The organism is Mycobacterium sp. 360MFTsu5.1 (assembly GCF_000383495.1).
Taxonomy (GTDB): Bacteria; Actinomycetota; Actinomycetes; order Mycobacteriales; family Mycobacteriaceae; genus Mycobacterium; species Mycobacterium mucogenicum_B.
In genome coordinates, this window is the sequence record NZ_KB911462.1 from 510,921 (window position 1) to 529,749 (window position 18,829).

An 18,829-nucleotide genomic window follows, 5' to 3' on the forward strand; every position below is an offset into this window, starting at 1 on the left:
CGTGGGTGTCCCCAACCGGCACCGCAAGGAGCGACCGCCATGACCGCAATCAACCCCGGGCTCCACACCCGCCCACTGTCCGACAGTTCCGATTCCCTGCTCCGTTTCGCCCTCCGCGTCGACGGCACGTTGTGCTCGCTCACCGGCCTGCTGATGGCGTTCACCGCTGATCCGCTGTCCCGGTTGTCGGGGCTGTCGGCGACGTCCGAATGGATCATCGGCGCGGTACTGGTCGTGTGGGGGTTTGCTCTGTACGTCATGGCCGCCGTGCCCAGGATTCGGCGCGTCGGGACCGGCGTGCTGATCGGCAACCTGATCGGCACCGTCGCGGTGCTGGGTGTGCTGGCTTCCGGAGTGCTCCCGCTGACCGCGGCAGGCAACGTCCTCGTGCTGGCCGTCATGGCCGTCGGCCTGGGCTGCGCCTGGCTGCAATACCTCGGAGTGCGCCGTCTGGCGTGACTCCCGTCCCGCCGGGCGGGGGCGTCGCTGAAAGAGGTTGCAGTTGACGTCCCCGCGCCGGCCTTCCAACCCCTCCACCGAAAGGAAACCCATGACCACCATCACCGCACCCGCCCGCGTCCGCTCCGACCGTCTGCTGCGTCTGGCCCTGCGCGCCGACGCCCTCATCAGCGGCACCGGCGGCGTCATCCTGGCGGCCGCGGCCGGCGCCATCGCATCGGAGTCCGGCATCCCGCGGCCGGCCGTGTACGTCCTTGCCACGGTCCTTGTCGTCTACGGCGTCGGCGTCTACGGGCTCTCGACCCTGGCGGCGGTGCGTCGTCCCGGTATCGCGGTGGCGATTGCCAACGTGGTCTTCACCATCGCCGCGGTGCTGGCCGTGATCGACGACGTCTGGCCGCTGACGGCGACGGGTGTGGCCATGCTGATCGTCAGCGCCGTCTACACGCTGGCCATGGCGGAGCTGCAGTACGCCGGCGTCCGTCGCGCCTGACCCCCCTGGGATTTGTGCACGATTTTCCGCGCCTACCGCGGAAAATCGTGCACAAATCCCTGTTCAGAGCTTGCGGAGGCGCAGCCGATTGATGGAGTGGTCGGCGTCTTTGCGCAGCACCAGCGTGGCGCGGGGCCGGGTCGGCAGGATGTTGTGGATCAGGTTGGGCAGGTTGATGGACTGCCAGATGTCGCGGGCGGCGAAGATGGCCTGCTCGTCGGTCAGCGTCGAGTAGTGGTGGAAGTGCGACTGCGGATTGGCGAAGGCGCCCGCCCGCATCGCGAGGAATCGCGACACGTACCACTGCTCGATGTCCTCGATGCGGGCGTCGACGTACACCGAGAAGTCGAACAGGTCCGAGATCATCAGCGCCGGTCCGGTCTGCAGGACGTTGAGGCCCTCGATGATCAGGATGTCGGGGTGCCGGACGACGACCTTCTCGCCGGGCACGATGTCGTAGATCAGGTGCGAATACACCGGGGCGGACGCCTGATCGGCGCCCGACTTGACCGCGGTGACGAACCGCATCAGTGCGCGACGGTCGTAGCTCTCGGGAAAGCCCTTGCGGTGCATGATCTTTCGCCGCATGAGCTCGGCGTTCGGGTACAGGAACCCGTCGGTGGTGACGAGGTCGACGCGCGGGTGGTGGCCGAACCGGGCGAGCAGCGCCTGCAGCACGCGCGCGGTGGTCGACTTGCCGACGGCGACGCTGCCGGCCACGCCGATGATGAACGGCACCGGGCGGTCGGGATTCTGCTGTGGTTCGCCGAGGAACTCCGCCGTCGCGGCGAAGAGGCGCTGCCGGGCGGCGACCTGCAGGTGGATCAGACGGGCCAGAGGCAGGTAGACCTCTTCGACTTCCAGCAGGTCGAGCTGCTCGCCCATACCGCGCAGGCCCAGCAGTTCATGAGCAGTGAGTTTCAGGGGAGTCGCCATACGCAGCGCGCGCCATTGGCGCCTGTCGAACTCGACGTAGGGACTCGGCTCGCTCGGCCGCGGCATGTGCCCAGTCTTGCAGTCATTGCCGGGCGATGAACGCGGGGGTACCGGCTAACGTGGGCGGGTATGAGCGCTGGGCAGATCCCGATGCCGGTTCCCGACACCGCCGCCGACGGCTTGATCCGCGAATACTTGCTGCTCGGTCTGCGGTTCGACCGCATCGAGGAGGGCTACGTCGACTCGTTCACCGGCGACCCGGCGTTGCGGAAGCAGGTCGCCGATGAACCCGCGCCGGACCCCGCGGCACTGGCCCGCCAGGCCCGCCGGCTGCACGGCGAGGTCGACGGTTCCGGGCTGGACCCGCAGCGCGCGGACTACCTGAAGGCGCATCTGCGGGCCCTGGACTGCGCGGGGCGCAAGTTCGCGGGGGAGGACGTCGGCTTCGTCGACGAGGTCCGCGACTACTTCGACGTGTCGATCGCCAAGGGCGACGAGGACCGCTACCGCGAGGCGCATCGCCTGCTCGACGAGGCGCTGGGCGGCAGTGGCCCGCTGGTGGAGCGCATGCAGGCCCACCGCTCGGGCGAGGAGATTCCGCCCGAGCGGCTCGAGGAGTGCATCCACGCGTTCTCGTCCGCGCTGCGCGACCGGGTCCGGGTCGACTTCCCGCTGCCGGACACCGAGACCATCAACTACGAGATCGTCACCGACAAGCCGTGGTCGGGCTTCAACTACTACGAGGGCAACTACCGGTCGACGGTGGCGGTCAACGCGGACCTCAAGCAGCAGATGTCCAACCTGCCGCGGCTGGTGGCGCACGAGTCGTACCCGGGGCACCACACCGAGCACTGCCGCAAGGAGGCGGGCCTCGTCGAGCTGGGCGGCCAGGCCGAGCAGACGATCTTCCTGGTCAACACCCCGCAGTGCCTGATGGCGGAGGGTCTCGCGGACCTGGCGCTGTACGCGGCGGTGCCCGAGAACTGGGGTGCGTGGGCCGCCGAGATCTACAAAGACCTGGGCCTGCGCTTCGATGGTGAACGCGCAGAAGCGATCTCACGGGCCAGCGCGGCGCTGGCCGACGTCCGCCAGGACGCCGCGCTGATGCTGCACGACGAACACCGCGACGCCGACGATGTGGTCGCGTTCCTGCAGCGCTGGCTGCTGACCAGCCCCGAGCGGGCCCGGCAGTCCATGCGGTTCCTGTCGTCGCCGCTGTGGCGCGCGTACACGTCGACCTATGTCGAGGGCTACCGGCTGCTGCGCGGCTGGCTCGACGCCCGGCCCGACGGCGTCAGCCTCACGGCGCGGTTCGGCCGCCTGCTCGACGAGCCGCTGATCCCGTCGTCCCTGCGGAGTTAGCCGCCGGTGGTGACCCTGCGGCGCGAAAGCGCCGGAAAGGCCATGCCGCTCAACATCTTGTTGGTGGGGTGGATGGCGATCGGGCGGGGCTTGTTTGTCCCCCTGGGTTGGATGACGGTGTTCGTCGTCCTCGTCTCGCCGGTGCTGCTGATCTGCCTGACGATGACGACCAGGATGATCCGGCAGCTGCCCGGGCGGGAGCTGACCCCTGCTCAGACCCGCGCGCAGGTGACCGTGTGGTCGGCGATGTTCGGCTTCGGCGTGTTCTGCGCAGACGGCGGCGACAGCGGCACCACGTCGTCGATCCTGATGAAACTGCTCGGAGAGCCGTCCTGGTCGGAAACCGCGAGCCTGGCGCTGTGGTGGGCCTGCGTCATCGCCGGGCCCGTCGCGTGGTGTGTGCTGTTCGCCAAGCTCAGCGGTAGCCGTGCGCCCGCCCAGCCGCCGTTTCCGCACCCCGGCTAGGCGTCACCCTGGGGCGGGAGCGATGCGACCAGCGGATTAGTCTGGGGGCATGACCTCTGACGCTTCCGTGTCCAACGCCGGCCTGGGTGCCGAGTACGCCGCCACCGCCAGCGAGGCCTACCAGGCGGCGCTGCGGGTCATCGAGCAGGTCGAGCCGCGGGTCGCTGCGGCCACCCGGAAAGAGCTTGAGGATCAACGCAGTTCGCTGAAGCTGATCGCCAGCGAGAACTACGCGTCGCCGGCCGTGCTGCTGACCATGGGCACCTGGTTCTCCGACAAGTACGCCGAGGGCACCGTCGGGCACCGGTTCTACGCCGCCTGCCAGAACGTCGACACCGTCGAGGCACTGGCCGCCGAGCACGCCCGCGAGCTGTTCGGCGCGCCGTACGCCTACGCGCAGCCGCACTCGGGCATCGACGCCAACCTGGTCGCCTTCTGGGCCATCCTGGCCACCCGCATCGAGGCTCCGGGCCTGGCCGAGCTGGGCGCCAAGCACGTCAACGACCTGTCCGAAGCGGACTGGGAGAAGCTGCGCAACAAGCTGGGCAACCAGCGTCTGCTGGGTATGTCGCTGGACACCGGCGGCCACCTGACCCACGGCTTCCGCCCCAACATCTCGGGCAAGATGTTCCACCAGCGCAGCTACGGCACGGACCCGCAGACCGGGCTGATCGACTACGACGCCGTCGCCGCTGCCGCCCGCGAGTTCAAGCCGCTGGTGCTCGTCGCCGGCTACTCGGCCTACCCGCGCCGCGTGAACTTCGCCAAGATGCGCGAGATCGCCGACGAGGTCGGCGCCACCCTCATGGTCGACATGGCCCACTTCGCGGGCCTGGTGGCCGGCAAGGTGTTCACCGGCGACGAGGACCCGGTGCCGCACGCCCACGTCACCACCACGACGACGCACAAGTCGCTGCGCGGCCCGCGCGGTGGCCTGGTGCTGGCCACCGAGGAATACGCCCCGGCTGTCGACAAGGGCTGCCCGATGGTTCTCGGCGGCCCGCTGTCGCACGTGATGGCCGCCAAGGCCGTCGCGCTGGCCGAGGCCCGTCAGCCCGAGTTCCGCAGCTACGCCCAGAACGTCGCCGACAACGCCAAGTCGCTCGCCGAGGGCTTCCTCAAGCGTGGCGCGACGCTGGTCACCGGCGGCACCGACAACCACCTGGTGCTGCTCGACGTGCAGTCGTTCGGCCTGACCGGCCGCCAGGCCGAGTCGGCGCTACTGGACGCCGGCGTCGTCACCAACCGCAACGCCATCCCGAACGACCCGAACGGCGCCTGGTACACCAGCGGCATCCGCTTCGGCACCCCGGCGCTGACCACGCGCGGCTTCGGCGCCGACGAGTTCGACAAGGTCGCCGAACTGGTGGTCGACGTGCTGAACAACGCATCGGCCGACGCCGGCCCGAATGGCCCGTCGAAGGCCAAGTACACGCTGGCCGACGGCACCGCCGACCGCGTCCGCGCGGCCTCGGCCGAGATGCTCGACGCCAACCCGTTGTACCCGGGCCTGACGCTCTGATCTTGACGCCGAACGTGGGGCCTATGACCGGAGGATCGCGAGATTCTCGGTCATAGGCCCCACTTTCGTGTGGTGCTGGCTAACAATTGCGCCTGAGAACCCGCCCCCTGTAGCTCCTCATCGGCTAGCGTCCTCAGCGGACACGCGCAATGCCGTGTCACCGGCACTGAAGGGGGCCTGGCGTTGGCTTTCTTGATTCCCATCGTCATTCTGCTCGTATCGGTCGGGGTTGCCATGTTTGCCATGGCGCCCGGCCGGAAAGAGCTGCCACCGACTGCGCAGGCAAAGCCGATTGGTCCCTTTGTCGCCCTCGCGTTGTTGTCGATCCCCGGCGCCGTCGCCGTCATCATCGGCATGAACTCCCTAGCCAGCCACGGCGGCTACGGGATGCGCACGTCGGGAAACGTCATCGCGATCGCTACCGGTGTGGTGCTCGTCATCGGCTCGTTCGTCGCGCTGATCCGCCGCGCCAGGTACAACGGCGCGGTCCGGCGTGCGCAGGCACGCGTCGCCATCGCGGCCCCACTTGGCTACACCCCCGAAGGTCAACCCATCTACCCGGTCGTCGGCTACACCCCGGACGGAACTCCGGTCACCGCCGACAGGGCGCCGGGAGTTCGGGTCCCCGGTGCCGCCGGCACGAACGGGTTGGCCACCGCCGCGTTGATCTGTGCGTTCTTCGTTCCGGTGGTGGGCGCGATTCTCGGTTTCGTCGCGCGGTCTCAGATCTCCCGGACAGGCCAGGACGGTAGTGGTCTGGCCCTGGCGGCGATCATCATCGGTCTGGTCCTGACGATCGCCAACGTGGCGATCGTTCTCGTGATGTTCAAGGGGCTGCATGGCTGACTGTTCTTTCGGCGGGGCTGATTTCAAAAACATGTGAACTCGGGTTACAGTTACTTTCATGGCTGAGAAACCGGTTGCCAACGCACTGACCCTCGAGCTCGAGCCCGTGGTGGACACCGAGCTGTCCCGGCACCTCGCGACTGAGGAAGCCTGGTACGCCCACGACTACGTGCCGTTCGAGCAGGGTGAAAACTTCGCCTTCCTCGGCGGCACCGACTGGGACGCCTCCGGTGTCACGCTGCCCAAGCCGGTCACCGATGCGCTGGAAATTCTGCTGATCACCAAGGACAACCTCGCCGGCTACCACCGTGAGCTGGTCGAACACTTCATCCTCGAGGACAAGTGGGGCCGCTGGCTGGGCCGCTGGACCGCCGAGGAGCACCTGCACGCCATCGCGCTGCGCAACTACCTGGTGGTCACCCGCCAGATCGACCCGACCGCCAACGAGGACGTGCGCGTCGAGCACGTCATGAAGGGCTACCGGGCCGACAAGTTCAGCCAGATCGAGACGCTGGTCTTCATGGCGTTCTTCGAGCGGGCGCACGCCGTCTTCACCCGCAACCTGCAGGCCCAGATCGACGAGCCGGTGCTCGCCGCCATGGCCGGCCGCATCGCCCGCGACGAAGAGCGGCACGAGGAGTTCTTCGCGAACCTCGTCTCGCACCTGCTGGAGACGCACCGCGACGAGACCATCGCCGCCATCGCGGCCCGGGCCGCCGGCCTTGAGGTCATCGGTGCGGACATCGACGCCTACCAGGACAAGGTCCAGGTTGTTGCTGACGCCGGCATCTTCGACGGTGCGGCGCTGCGCACGGTCATCTCCGACCGCATCAAGGCGTGGGGGCTGAGCGACGAACCGTCGCTCGCTCAGTTCATCTAGACGTCACAAAAGAGTCACGGCGCGCCAGTGAGCGCGCGGCCGTCGCCGGGGGTAGCGTCGCCGGTGATGGCTAGCGAATTGCTCTGCTATCCGGGCGGTACCCGATTAGAGATTGGGACCGGCCCCGGTCCAGGTACCGCTGCGTCCACCGAAGTACTCGTGTGGGGCCGCACGGGCCGAGGAGCGCCACGTGTCTGATTCGCAGGTCCGTACCTACGTGCTCGATACCTCCGTGTTGCTGTCCGATCCCTGGGCATGCACGCGTTTCGCTGAGCACGAAGTGGTTGTCCCCCTGGTGGTCATCAGTGAGCTGGAGGGTAAACGCCACCACCACGAACTGGGCTGGTTCGCCCGGCAGGCCCTGCGCATGTTCGATGACTTGCGATTGGAACACGGTCGGTTGGATCAGCCGATTCCTGTTGGGACGCAAGGGGGAACGCTCCAGGTCGAGCTGAACCACGTCGACCAGTCGGTGCTGCCCTCGGGCTTCCGCACCGACACCAACGACCACCGCATCCTCGCCTGCGCCGCCAACCTCGCGGCCGAGGGCAAGCGAGTCACGTTGGTCAGCAAAGACATTCCGCTGCGCGTCAAGGCCGGCGCGGTGGGCCTGACTGCCGACGAGTACCACGCGCAGGATGTCGTGACGTCCGGCTGGACCGGCATGACCGAGATGGACGCCTCGCCGGAAGACATCGACACGCTGTTCGCCGACGGCGAGGTGGACCTGTTGGAAGCGCGGGATCTGCCGTGCCACACCGGAATCCGCCTGCTCGGTGGCACGTCGCACGCGCTCGGTCGGGTCAACGCCGAGAAGCGGGTGCAGTTGGTCCGCGGTGACCGCGAAGTGTTCGGCCTCCGGGGAAGGTCAGCCGAACAACGCGTCGCCCTCGATCTGCTGCTCGACGAGTCCGTCGGCATCGTCTCCCTCGGCGGCAAGGCCGGTACCGGTAAGTCGGCGCTGGCGCTGTGCGCGGGGCTCGAGGCGGTGCTCGAGCGCCGCACCCAGCGCAAGGTCGTCGTGTTCCGGCCGCTGTATGCCGTTGGCGGACAAGACCTCGGCTACCTGCCGGGCAGCGAGAGCGAGAAGATGGGCCCGTGGGCGCAGGCCGTCTTCGACACCTTGGAAGGCCTGGCCAGCCCGGCCGTGCTGGAAGAGGTGCTGTCCCGCGGAATGCTGGAAGTGTTGCCGCTGACCCACATTCGCGGCCGCTCGCTGCACGACTCGTTCGTCATCGTCGACGAGGCCCAGTCACTCGAGCGCAACGTGCTCCTGACCGTGCTGTCCCGGCTGGGCTCGGGCTCTCGGGTGGTGCTCACGCACGACGTGGCACAGCGCGACAACCTGCGCGTCGGCCGGCATGACGGTGTCGCCGCGGTGATCGAGAAGCTCAAGGGGCACCCCCTGTTCGCGCACATCACCCTGATGCGCAGCGAACGCTCGCCGATTGCCGCGCTCGTCACCGAGATGCTCGAGGAGATCAGCCCCGGCACCCTGCCGTGACGCGGTTGTCGAGGATGACCTTGCCGACGGTCTCGCCGGACTCCAGCAACCGGTGAGCCAGCCCGGCATCGCGTAGCGGTACGACGGTGTCGACCACCGGGTGGATTGCCCTTGTGTCGAACAAGGGCAATACCTCGCGGATGACGCCGGCGACGATCGCGGCTTTCTGATCGGCCGGGCGGGCCCGCAGCATCGTGGCGGTCACGCTGGCTCGCTTGGCCATCAGCAGGCCGAGGTCCAACATCGCGGGCTCTGTGGAACCGCCGATGACGACCAGATGTCCGTCGGGTGCCAGGCAGTCGAGGTTGCGTGCCAGGTAGCTCGAGCCCACTACGTCGAGGATGGCGTCAACGCCCCGACCTCCGGTGGCCGACAGCGTGGCGGCGACGAAATCCTCGGTGCGGTAGTTGATCGCTGTGCGCGCACCGAGGTCACGCCCGGCGCGCACCTTGTCGTCGCTGCCGGCGGTCGTGATGACGTCAGCCCCGATCGCGGCGGCCCATTGAATGGCGAACGTGCCGATGCCGCCACCGGCGCCGTGGATGAGCACGGTGTGCCCGCCGGTGAGTCCGGCGACCATCGCGAGGTTGGAGTACACCGTGCAGGCCACCTCCGGGACCGCGGCGGCTTCGATCATGCTCAGCCCTCGCGGGATCGGCATCACCTGGGTCGCACGAACCGCCACCTGGTCGGCGTAGCCGCCGCCGTCGAGCAGAGCGCACACCTGGTCGCCCGGCGACCAACCGGTGACGCCTTCGCCAACTGCGACGATGGTTCCCGCACATTCCAGTCCGAGCGGCCGCGGCGCCCCGGGCGGCACCGGGTACCGTCCGCGCCGCTGAAGCAGGTCGGCGTTGTTGATCCCGGCGGCCTCGACGCCGATCACCACCTCGCCCGGGCCGGGAAGCACGGGGGCCACGGCTTGCCATTGCAAGACGTCTGGGTCGCCGGGGCGATCGAACAGCACTGCTGAGGGCATGTGAAACGTCCTTTGCCTGGTTGAGTGACTATGCGGCGGTTGCCGCGCGGTCGGCCGCCCAACGGGCGATGCTCTGGGCGTACCGCGGGGTCTCGACGCGGCAGTGGCGCCCGGAGGCGTCCTGACGGGCCGCGGCCGCCTCGGCGAAGGTCTGCCCGTGCTGGGCGATGAACTCCAAGAAATGTTCGGTGGGGTGCGAGGTGACCGTATTGGTGTAACGGCAGCGGTCACCGTCGAGCTGCTCCATGCGCAGCTCCCAGATGACCTGTGTGCTGGTCCACCCGAGCGGAGTCAACACATCAGACAGCGACACCATCCGGCAGTAGTGCGGCTCGGCGACCTCGAACCGGTACTGCTGCACCACCAACCCGGTGCCGATCATCTCCACGTTGATGGACATAGGGGTGCCGTCGTCGTCGACGGTATAGCCGGCTGCCTTGTGGTCGCCCGGGGCGCACCGCTGATATTCGTGTGTGGGCAGGGTTTTCAGCCACCGCGCGATGTCGACGTGATCGAACGGCGCCTGCACCTCTGCGGTCACCCGCGCCTGCGACAAGATCAGATCCTCACGAACCGCCGAACTCATGAAATGCTCCCTTCAATCCGATGTTGTGTGTGATCAACCCTGCTCGAAGGGAAACTCGGGCACCACGCCGCTAGCCGCACATTCGGCGGTAGTGCTAGCCCCCACACGTGCCGGTGTCAGGGACCAGCCAGCCGCGGCCGGTAGCATTTCTCCCGTGCCACGCCGACCCGATAGCCCGTTCTGGTCCTATTGGCGAACCGTCCTCGGCGTGTGCGCCGGTGTGACGATCGTCGTGGTCGGGTGCCAGACCGGCAATGTCGCCAAGGCAGACGAGGTCGACTGCAGCAAGTACAAGTGCATTGCGCTGACCTTTGATGACGGTCCCAGCCCGTACACCGACCGGCTGCTGAAAATCCTGCAGGACAACGACGCCAAGGCGACGTTCTTCGAGATCGGCAACAAGGTCGCCGCCAACCCCGCCGGCGCCAAGCGCGTCGTCGACGCCGGGATGGAGCTGGGCAGCCACACCTGGGAACACCCCAACATGACGACGATCCCGCCGGAGTTCATCGCGGGTCAGTTCAGCAAGGCCAGCGACGCCATCGAGAAGGCCACCGGGCAGCGGCCGAAGCTGGTGCGCACCGCGGGCGGCCTGATCAACGACCAGGTGCTCGCCGAGGCGAAGAAGCAGGGCCTGGCCGACATCAACTGGGACGTCATCCCGTTCGACTGGGCCAATGACTCCAACACCGCGGCGACCCGCTACATGCTGATGAGCCAGATCAAGCCGAATTCGGTGGTGCTGTTCCACGACACCTACTCGTCGACGGTCGATCTGGTGCAGCAGTTCATCCCGGTCCTCAAGGCCAACGGCTACCACATGGTGACCGTCAGCCACATGGTCGGCCACCGTGAGCCGGGCACCAGCTATGGCAGCCGGGAGAACGGCCCGCCGGTCAACGACCTGACCGACATCCCGCCGGCGGAGATTCCGACGCTGCCCAACACCCCGTCGCCGCCGCCGATGCCGAACATCCCGATCACCGACATCCCGGGCGCCAATTCCGGCGGCTCCAACAACGGTCAGTAGGTACGCCGAGCGGCTGCCGCAGAGGTAGGTGCCGCCACCGGAAGTACGTGGCTTCAATCACGACGGGCCGCGGCTGCGGTGACTGAACCCAGGTACTTTTTCCGGCCACCAACGGTTCCTGAGTGCAAAAACCACCGGCACGTTGCCATCGCGATTGAACTCACGGACTTTCCGCCCGGTTCGGCGCGGGCGCCCGCCAACGCATCCGCAATCCACGACGTGCGGGAAAGCTACGCAGTGGGGAAGCGGTCGACGATCGCGTCGACCATGGCCAGGAGTTCGGCGATGCGCCCGTGCAGTACGTCGAGATGCTTGTCGGCACCCTGCTTGGCCGCCCGGCGCTCCGTCACCGCCAGTTGCAGGTGCAACTCGGCCAGTTCGTCCTCGAGCAGTTCGATGAACAACCTGGCCTGCAGGACATCCGCATTGCGCTGACCCGGTGATGTCGTCACGAGTTTGAGGACCTCGGCCTGGGGTTTGGACAGCCGCTCGCCGGTGTGCGTGTGCGGCATGTGGAAGCGGCCGTGCGTCATGCACGGGACGGCATCCAGGCGGGCACCTCGGTGCGAATCGGTGAGGTCGGCCGTCATTGCAACACAATCGCAAACGCACGGGTCGAATCCCGTTTCCCGGCAGTATCTGTCCAGTAAGGAGCTGTTCACATTGGCTTCACCTGCGGTGTGAGAAGAGCCTGCGGGAGGGCAACAAAAAAGTGCCCCCTTCCGAAGAAGAGGGCACTTTCGAAGCGAAACTGATCGCCGACTGCTCTGGAGGCTCCTCGCGCTAGCGCTCGTCGCGGACCTTCGCCATGGCCAGCACGTCGAGGCGCTTGTCCAGCTCGGCCAGGGAGAGGTTCTCGCCGATCAGGCCGCGGTCGATGACCGTCTGCCGGATGGTCTTCTTCTCCTTGAGGGCTTCCTTGGCCACCTTGGCGGCTTCCTCGTAGCCGATGGCCGAGTTCAGCGGCGTCACGATCGACGGCGACGACTCCGCCAGCGTCCGCAGGTGGTCCTCGTTGGCGACGAGGCCGTCGATGCACTTGGAGGCGAACAGCCGCGAGACGTTGGACAGCAGCGTGAAGGACTCCAGCACGTTGCGGGCCATCATCGGGATGTAGACGTTCAGCTCGAAGGCGCCCGACAGGCCGCCGACGGTGACGGCCGCGTCGTTGCCGATGACCTGCGCGGCGACCTGGGTAACCGCTTCGGGCAGAACAGGATTCACCTTGCCCGGCATGATCGAGCTGCCCGGCTGGAGGTCCGGCAGCTGGATTTCGCCGAGGCCGGTCAGCGGGCCGGAGCCCATCCAGCGCACGTCGTTGGCGATCTTGGTCAGCGACACCGCGATGGTCTTCAGCGCGCCGGACGCCTCGACGAGTCCGTCGCGAGCGGCCTGGGCCTCGAAAGAGTCTGCGGCGGTGCGCAGTTCGGCGATGCCGGTCTGGTTCACCAGCACCTCGACGACCTTGGCGCCGAAGCCGTCGGGGGCGTTCAGGCCGGTGCCGACGGCGGTGCCGCCGATGGCCAGCTCACCCAGCCGGGGCAGCGTCGCCTTGACGCGCTCGATGCCGGCCTCGATCTGGCGGGCGTAGCCACCGAACTCCTGGCCCAGGGTGACGGGGACCGCGTCCATGAGGTGGGTGCGGCCGGACTTGACGACGGTGCGCCACGCGCGGGCCTTGTTGGCCAGCGACTCGTGCAGCACCTCGAGGGCCGGGATCAGGTGGCGCACAGCGGCTTCCGTCGCCGCGATGTGCGTGGCGGTGGGGAAGGTGTCGTTGGAGCTCTGCGACATGTTGACGTGGTCGTTGGGGTGGACCTCGACACCGTTGCGCGCCGCGATCGAGGCGATGACCTCGTTGGCGTTCATGTTCGAGCTGGTGCCCGAGCCGGTCTGGAACACGTCGATGGGGAACTGGTCGTCGTGCAGACCGTCGGCGATCTCACCGGCGGCGGCGATGATCGCGTCGGCCTTCTCGGGGTCCAGCAGACCCAGGTCCTTGTTGACCTGTGCGCAGGCGCCCTTCAGCAGACCCAGCGCGCGGATCTGGGTGCGCTCCAGGCCGCGGAACGAGATCGGGAAGTTCTCCACGGCCCGCTGCGTCTGCGCGCGCCACAGGGCGTTGATCGGCACCCGGACTTCGCCCATGGTGTCGTGCTCGATCCGGTACTCGGCTTCGACAACGTTGTCGGACATGTGCTCCCTTTTGTTGAGGTGAACGGAAACTACGGCAGGGGGTGTGCGGCGGAGAGGTCCCCGGTGAAGTCCACCGCGGAGTACTCGTTGAGCTTGGACAGCCGGTGGTAGGCCTCGATCATCCGGACGGTGCCGGACTTCGAGCGCATCACGATCGACTGGGTGGTGCAACCGCCGGCGAAGTAACGCACACCGTTGAGCAGGTCGCCGTCGGTGACGCCGGTGGCGCAGAAGAAGACGTTGTCGCCGGCGACCAGGTCTTCGGTGGTGAGCACGCGCTCGAGGTCGTAGCCGCGGTCGAGGGCCCGCTGGCGCTCGTCATCGTCGGTGGGGGCGAGGACGGCCTGGATCGCGCCGCCCATGCAGCGGATGGCGGCCGCGGCGATGATGCCCTCCGGGGTGCCGCCGATACCGGCCAGGATGTCGGTGCCGGATTCGGGGCGGCAGGCCGAGATGGCGCCGGCGACGTCGCCGTCGGAGATCAGCCGGATGCGCGCGCCGGCCTCGCGGACCTCGCTGATCAGCTGGGCGTGGCGGGGCCGGTCCAGGATGCACACCGTGACGTCGGCGACCGACTCGTTGAGGCGCTTGGCGACGCGGCGGATGTTCTCGCCGATGGGCACGGTGATGTCGATGACGTCTGCAGCGTCGGGGCCGACGGCGATCTTGTTCATGTAGAAGACGGCCGACGGGTCGAACATGGTGCCGCGCTCGGAGACCGCCAGCACCGAGATGGCGTTGGGCATGCCCTTGCTCATCAGGGTGGTGCCGTCGACCGGGTCGACGGCGAAGTCGCAGTCGGGGCCGTCGCCATTGCCGACCTCTTCGCCGTTGTAGAGCATCGGGGCGTGGTCCTTCTCGCCCTCGCCGATGACCACGACACCGCGCATCGAGACCGAATTGACCAGCTCACGCATGGCATCGACGGCCGCGCCGTCGCCGCCTTCCTTGTCGCCACGGCCGACCCAGCGGCCGGCTGCCATGGCGCCGGCTTCGGTCACGCGGACCAGTTCGAGGGCGAGGTTGCGGTCTGGGGCTTCCCGGCGCGAAGGCGTCATGCGCAAATTGTCCCATTAGCCGGTGTGCCCGGGGGAGCTGGGATACTGAGCACCGTGACGTCATCATCCCCGGAACCTGAGGGCCAGCCTGTGCCCGCGCCCGACGTGGTCACCGAGGGCCAGTCGGTGCCGGTGCCGCGCCCGGCGAAGGACCGGCTGCTGCAGGACGGCCGCGACATGTTCTGGTCCATCGCCCCGCTGGTGGTGGCGTGTATCGCGCTGGCCGGGATGCTCGGGATGTGCTCGTTCGCGCCGCAGGGTCCGGGCAAGGGGCCGGCTCCCCAGTACGACGCCCCGGCCGCGCTCAAAGCCGACGCCGCCGCGCTGCGCATCCCGATCCGGGTGCCGGAGCTGCCGTCCGGTTGGCACGCCAATTCCGGGTCGCGCGGTGCCATCGAAGCCGGTCGCACCGACCCCGTCACCAAGCAGCCGACGCGCGCGCTGACGTCGAAGGTCGGCTATCTGACCGCCGTGGGCATGTTCGTCGCGCTCGTCCAGAGCAACGCCGACGAGGAGAAGCTGGTGTCCTCGATCCACACCGGCATGTACCCGACCGGTGCGCAGGACATCGGCGGCGTGCACTGGGTGGTGTACGAGGGTGCCGGTGAAGACCAGCAGGGCACCGAACCGATCTGGACCGCGAAGCTCGACGGGCCGACGGGCCCGTCGCAGGTCGCGGTCAGTGGTTCGGCGAGTCCGGCGGACTATCGGACTCTGGCTGAGGCGACGCAGAAGGCGCAGCCGCTGCCTTAACCGGCGGCGTGCGACGGGCCCGGATCGCGGCGATGAGCCGTCCGAGACGGCCCGGGGCGCGGGGTGCGTCGGGTTCCGGCTCGCTCAACGGAACACCTTTGTAGACAGCGAGATACACGCTGATCGTGGTGACCACGACGATCATCAGCACGGGGCCGATCACCAGGCCCAGGAAACCGAACATCGCGATCCCGGAGAACACCGAGAGCAGCATCAGCGCCGAATCCAACCGGGCCGCCTTGGGCACCAGGATGGGCCGGAGCACGTTGTCGATGTTCGTGACCACGAGGACGTGGAACAGGATCACGAACAGGCCGCCGCCGACGTTGCCGAACAGCGCCAGGCCGATGCCGAACGGGATGCTGACGATGCCGCCGCCCAGCGGGATCACCGACAGCGCGCTCAGCAGGATCGCGAAGATGAAGAATCCGTCGTGGAAGCCCGCGATGTAGATCGAGATCGCGCCCGAAACACCTTGGGCCAGTGCGATGACGAACTGGCCGAGGACCGTGCCGCGCACCATCGCGCCCATCTTGGCCAGGTACAGGTCGGTGACGTCCTCGCCGAGGGGGTTGAGCCGACGGATCAACAGGATCAGTTCATCGCCGTTGACCAGCATCGAGATGAACACGTAGATGAAGATCACGGCACCGGCCAGCGCGCCGAACAGCCCGCCCGCCGCGGTCTGCAGCACGTTCAGGCCCCACTCGCCGGCGCGCTGCGCGAAGCTGACGATCCATTTCTGCACCGACTCGGGCGTCAGCGTCACGTGGTGCAGGTACGGGATTTGTGCCAGTAGGTCATTGGCGGCCTGCAGCGCCCGGGTGCCCAGCGCGCCCATGTCGTTGCGGCTGACCCAGTCCGACACGTTGCGGATCATGGTGGTGATCTGGACGACGCCGATGGCGACGGCCCCGCTGATCGGCACGACCACCACGAGTAGCGCCGCCAGCAGGGTCAGTGTGGCCGACAGGCCGGTGCTCAGCCGTGCCGAGAGTCGGCGGAACAACGGGGTGAACAGATAGGCCACCACTCCGGCCACCACGACCAGCATGAACTGCCCGCGCAGGAAGTAAGCGCCGAATCCGACCGCCAGGATCGTCGCGACGGCGAGCGCCCGCTTCTGGGTGACCGTGAAATCGGTGTCCATGACGGTGATTCTGACGGATCTGCCGCCGGTTGTTATCCCGACGCGAGCTTGAGGATGTGGCTCATGATGTCGGGGTAGCGCTTCAGGTGGGCGCCGCCGTTGAGGTCGAGCACCTCGCCCGTCATCCATGACGACTGCTCCGAGCACAGGAACAGCACGGCGTTCGCGATGTCCTCGGGCGTACCGGCGCGGCCCAGCGCGGTGTTCTCCACGTACTCGTCGACGACGCCGGGGACCATCGCCGCACCTTCGGTCAGCGGCGTGTGCACGAAGCCCGGTGCGACGGCGTTGACGCGAATTCCCTTGGGGCCCAGCTCCAGTGCGGCCACCTCGGTCAGCATCGACAGGCCCGCCTTGGCGGCGCTGTAGGCGCTCATCCCGATGGCCGGCTGGCGCCCGTTGAGCGACGAGATGCACACCAGGGACCCGCCTTCGCGGAGCTGCCGTCCGGCGTACTTGGTCACGATGAAGGAACCGGTCAGGCAGCAGTCGACGACGGCACGGAAATCTTCGACCGGCGTGTCCACGATGAGCCCGAAGGTCGAGAATCCGGCGCAGCTGACGACGGCGTCGAGCTCGCCGGCCTGCTCGAAGGCGGCGGCGACGGATGCCTCGTCGGTCACCTCGACCGTGACTGCGGTGTGCGGTTCACCGAGTTCGGCGGCGCGGGCCTCGGCGAGTTCGGCGTTCCGGTCGGCAATGGTGACGCGGTAGCCCTGCGCGGCCAGGCCTTGGGCAGTGGCCCAGCCGATACCGGATGCCCCACCGACGATGAGGGCGTTGCGCTGTGTGCTCACTGATTTCTCCCCTGCCGTGATCGACGACCGGCCAGACCGGGGCGCCGCAGTGTGAACAGATTAACAAATCTGTTCACACTGCGGTTTGAGTCGCGAATATGGCTGCCGGCCGGCTGCTTACTTGGCGTTCGGGTATGCGATGTCGAGGCAGCCCCGTCCCTGTTACGGCCGATTCCTGTCGTCGCGTAACGCTCACGCCGCGACAACACACTCAGTTTCGTAATCGTCGGCGGACAGCCCGCCGCGACGGAGCTGAAGGGGAAACCAATGACCGCGACCAAGATTCGGGACTACGCACAGTCGGCGACATCAGAGGCCATCGTGAACCGAATCGCCGGCGATCTCGCCCGCTACGGACTTGTCATCGTGATCGGCTGGATCGGCCTGCTGAAGTTCACTTCGTATGAAGCACAAGGTATTCAGCCGCTCGTCGCGCACAGTCCGTTCATGAGCTGGATGTACGACGTCTTCTCCGTGACCACGTTGTCGTCCCTGCTCGGTGTGCTCGAAGTCGGCACCGCGGTGTTGCTTGCCGTCAAGCCCTGGTGGCCGAGGGTCTCGGCGGTCGGCAGTCTGATCGCGGTCGGGCTGTTCGTCGCGACAATCAGCTTCCTGTTCACGACACCGGGGGTCGGCGAGGCGGCTGCGGGTGGGTTTCCGGCGCTGTCGATGACGGGCCAGTTCCTGATCAAAGACGTTGCACTGCTTGGGATTGCGGCGTGGACGCTCGCCGATGCGCTGCAGGCCGCGCGGACGGCTGATCGTGCCTGAGCAGTCCTTCGACTTCGGGTGCGATGGCGGTTGTCGGTACGACTTCGCCGGCCCGACTCATAGCTGAGCGACTATGCTCCCGGTCATCATGACCAGGGTCGTAGGTGACGAAGACGCCCTTGTCGCCGCGTTGAAGCGCGGCGACGAGAGCGCGTTCGCCGAGCTGGTGGACCGTCACACTCCGGCGCTGCTACGGGTCGCGCAAGGTTATGTACCCAGCCGTGAGATTGCCGAAGATGTCGTGCAGGACACCTGGATCGCACTGCTCAAAGGGATCGGCTCATTCGAAGGCAGAAGCTCCTTGCGCACTTGGCTTTTCGCGATCCTGATCAATATCGCCAAGAATCGGGGTGTCCGTGAACGGCGGAACGCCGATCTGGCGGTCGCGGCATTCACCGGTGGAACCGTCGACCCCGCGCGGTTTCGTGGCGCTGACGACCCGTACCCGGGGCACTGGCTGCCGGCCGCTGCGCCGTCGCCATTTCCGGACACCCCGGAGGGCTCCATCTTGGGCCAGGAACTGATCACGGTCGCGCGACGGGGACTCGACACGTTGCCGGAACGTCAACGCGTCGTGGTGACAATGCGTGACATGCTGGGACTGGACTCCGACGAGGTCTGCGAGCTGCTCGAGATCAGTGCAGCCAACCAGCGCGTTCTGCTCCATCGAGGCCGCGCCGCCGTCCGGCAGGTGCTCGAGGACTATCTGAGGGATACGGCATGACGACCAATCCGATTGACTGCAATGAACTCGTCGAGTTGGTGACGTCCTACCTCGACGGAACGCTCGATCTGGAGGACCGGTCGCGCTTCGACATGCACCTGCTCGAATGCGACGGTTGCGAGAACTACCTTCAACAGTTTCGCAGCACCATCGCGACCGTCGGCAAGATCGGGGCAGATGAACTCGACCCCGGCTTCCGGAACCGCCTGATCGACGCATTTCGCAACTGGCGCTGAGGGATCAGGGCGCTCGGCGGTACCGCGGACGACGCCTGCCCCGTAGAACCGGGCTTCGGACGGTTCTCCGCGTGCACCGACG

Annotated in this window: 21 protein-coding genes; 13 read left to right on the top strand and 8 right to left on the bottom strand. The window is 67.4% G+C overall.

Annotation, left to right across the window (positions count from 1 at the left end; all coding sequences use genetic code 11):
* Positions 1–39: 39 nt before the first annotated feature.
* Together H289_RS0102650 and H289_RS0102655 are read left to right on the top strand one after the other, a co-directional pair.
* Entirely contained in the window at positions 40–459 is a 420-nt protein-coding gene (locus H289_RS0102650) for a hypothetical protein (protein ID WP_020099207.1), read from the top strand.
* A 91-nt stretch (positions 460–550) separates the two neighbouring features.
* Positions 551–952, top strand: a complete 402-nt coding sequence (locus H289_RS0102655; protein WP_020099208.1) for a hypothetical protein — start codon at positions 551–553, stop codon at positions 950–952.
* Positions 953–1,015: 63 nt separating this feature from the next.
* On the opposite strand, the gene coaA is transcribed toward H289_RS0102655, so the two are convergent.
* Positions 1,016–1,954, bottom strand: coding sequence for a type I pantothenate kinase (coaA, locus tag H289_RS0102660; RefSeq protein WP_029104715.1), 939 nt, complete (start codon positions 1,952–1,954; stop codon positions 1,016–1,018).
* 63 nt (positions 1,955–2,017) lie between these two features.
* Between coaA and H289_RS0102665 the strand changes: the two genes are divergently transcribed.
* The 6 genes from H289_RS0102665 to phoH2 all read left to right on the top strand — a co-directional run bounded on the left by H289_RS0102665 (position 2,018) and on the right by phoH2 (position 8,467).
* Positions 2,018–3,250 carry a hypothetical protein gene (locus tag H289_RS0102665; protein WP_020099210.1) on the top strand — a complete coding sequence of 411 codons (1,233 nt, stop codon included), beginning with the start codon at positions 2,018–2,020 and terminating at the stop codon, positions 3,248–3,250.
* Between the two features lie 9 nt (positions 3,251–3,259).
* Positions 3,260–3,715 carry a hypothetical protein gene (locus H289_RS0102670; protein WP_155943998.1) on the top strand — a complete coding sequence of 152 codons (456 nt, stop codon included), beginning with the start codon at positions 3,260–3,262 and terminating at the stop codon, positions 3,713–3,715.
* Positions 3,716–3,764: 49 nt separating this feature from the next.
* Entirely contained in the window at positions 3,765–5,237 is a 1,473-nt protein-coding gene (locus H289_RS0102675) for a glycine hydroxymethyltransferase (RefSeq protein WP_029104717.1), read from the top strand.
* Between the two features lie 243 nt (positions 5,238–5,480).
* Positions 5,481–6,083: a DUF4190 domain-containing protein gene (locus H289_RS29550; protein WP_196809969.1), complete on the top strand. Its 603-nt coding sequence runs from the start codon at positions 5,481–5,483 to the stop codon at positions 6,081–6,083.
* 58 nt (positions 6,084–6,141) lie between these two features.
* Positions 6,142–6,963: an acyl-ACP desaturase gene (locus H289_RS0102685; protein WP_020099214.1), complete on the top strand. Its 822-nt coding sequence runs from the start codon at positions 6,142–6,144 to the stop codon at positions 6,961–6,963.
* A 190-nt stretch (positions 6,964–7,153) separates the two neighbouring features.
* Positions 7,154–8,467, top strand: a complete 1,314-nt coding sequence (phoH2, locus tag H289_RS0102690; RefSeq protein ID WP_029104718.1) for an RNA 5'-3' helicase PhoH2 — start codon at positions 7,154–7,156, stop codon at positions 8,465–8,467.
* On the opposite strand, the gene H289_RS0102695 is transcribed toward phoH2, so the two are convergent.
* Both H289_RS0102695 and H289_RS0102700 read right to left on the bottom strand, forming a co-directional pair.
* Entirely contained in the window at positions 8,445–9,446 is a 1,002-nt protein-coding gene (locus H289_RS0102695) for an NAD(P)H-quinone oxidoreductase (protein ID WP_036419947.1), read from the bottom strand. The genes phoH2 and H289_RS0102695 overlap by 23 nt on opposite strands.
* Positions 9,447–9,474: 28 nt before the next feature.
* Positions 9,475–10,032, bottom strand: coding sequence for a hypothetical protein (locus tag H289_RS0102700; RefSeq protein ID WP_020099217.1), 558 nt, complete (start codon positions 10,030–10,032; stop codon positions 9,475–9,477).
* Positions 10,033–10,186: 154 nt separating this feature from the next.
* Here H289_RS0102700 and H289_RS0102705 point away from each other — a divergent pair, with 154 nt between their 5' ends.
* The gene (locus H289_RS0102705) at positions 10,187–11,062 is read left to right on the top strand and encodes a polysaccharide deacetylase family protein (RefSeq protein WP_036419949.1); all 876 of its coding nucleotides are present in this window, start codon (positions 10,187–10,189) and stop codon (positions 11,060–11,062) included.
* Between the two features lie 230 nt (positions 11,063–11,292).
* On the opposite strand, the gene H289_RS0102710 is transcribed toward H289_RS0102705, so the two are convergent.
* The 3 genes from H289_RS0102710 to glpX all read right to left on the bottom strand — a co-directional run bounded on the left by H289_RS0102710 (position 11,293) and on the right by glpX (position 14,316).
* Positions 11,293–11,652 carry a hypothetical protein gene (locus tag H289_RS0102710; RefSeq protein ID WP_020099219.1) on the bottom strand — a complete coding sequence of 120 codons (360 nt, stop codon included), beginning with the start codon at positions 11,650–11,652 and terminating at the stop codon, positions 11,293–11,295.
* 193 nt (positions 11,653–11,845) lie between these two features.
* A complete protein-coding gene (locus tag H289_RS0102715) occupies positions 11,846–13,258 on the bottom strand; it encodes a class II fumarate hydratase (protein WP_020099220.1) in 1,413 nt (470 codons plus the stop codon).
* Between the two features lie 29 nt (positions 13,259–13,287).
* Positions 13,288–14,316 (bottom strand): class II fructose-bisphosphatase, encoded by a 1,029-nt coding sequence (glpX, locus tag H289_RS0102720; RefSeq protein WP_020099221.1) that lies wholly within the window; start codon positions 14,314–14,316, stop codon positions 13,288–13,290.
* Positions 14,317–14,406: 90 nt separating this feature from the next.
* Here glpX and H289_RS0102725 point away from each other — a divergent pair, with 90 nt between their 5' ends.
* On the top strand, positions 14,407–15,069 hold the full coding sequence (locus tag H289_RS0102725; protein ID WP_020099222.1) for a DUF4245 domain-containing protein: 663 nt from the start codon (positions 14,407–14,409) through the stop codon (positions 15,067–15,069).
* Here H289_RS0102725 and H289_RS0102730 read toward each other — a convergent pair.
* Complete coding sequence (locus H289_RS0102730) at positions 14,996–16,219, bottom strand: AI-2E family transporter (protein WP_020099223.1); 1,224 nt, start codon at positions 16,217–16,219, stop codon at positions 14,996–14,998. The genes H289_RS0102725 and H289_RS0102730 overlap by 74 nt on opposite strands.
* Positions 16,220–16,251: 32 nt before the next feature.
* Positions 16,252–17,016: an SDR family NAD(P)-dependent oxidoreductase gene (locus H289_RS0102735; RefSeq protein WP_020099224.1), complete on the bottom strand. Its 765-nt coding sequence runs from the start codon at positions 17,014–17,016 to the stop codon at positions 16,252–16,254.
* Between the two features lie 267 nt (positions 17,017–17,283).
* On the opposite strand from H289_RS0102735, the gene H289_RS0102740 reads away from it, so the two are divergent.
* From H289_RS0102740 to H289_RS0102750, 3 genes are all read left to right on the top strand, one after another.
* On the top strand, positions 17,284–17,787 hold the full coding sequence (locus H289_RS0102740; protein WP_020099225.1) for a YkgB family protein: 504 nt from the start codon (positions 17,284–17,286) through the stop codon (positions 17,785–17,787).
* Between the two features lie 88 nt (positions 17,788–17,875).
* Positions 17,876–18,511, top strand: coding sequence for an RNA polymerase sigma factor (locus H289_RS0102745; RefSeq protein ID WP_036420042.1), 636 nt, complete (start codon positions 17,876–17,878; stop codon positions 18,509–18,511).
* Positions 18,508–18,747: an anti-sigma factor family protein gene (locus H289_RS0102750; RefSeq protein WP_020099227.1), complete on the top strand. Its 240-nt coding sequence runs from the start codon at positions 18,508–18,510 to the stop codon at positions 18,745–18,747. The genes H289_RS0102745 and H289_RS0102750 overlap by 4 nt, the downstream gene beginning before the upstream one ends.
* The last annotated feature ends 82 nt before the right edge of the window (positions 18,748–18,829 follow it).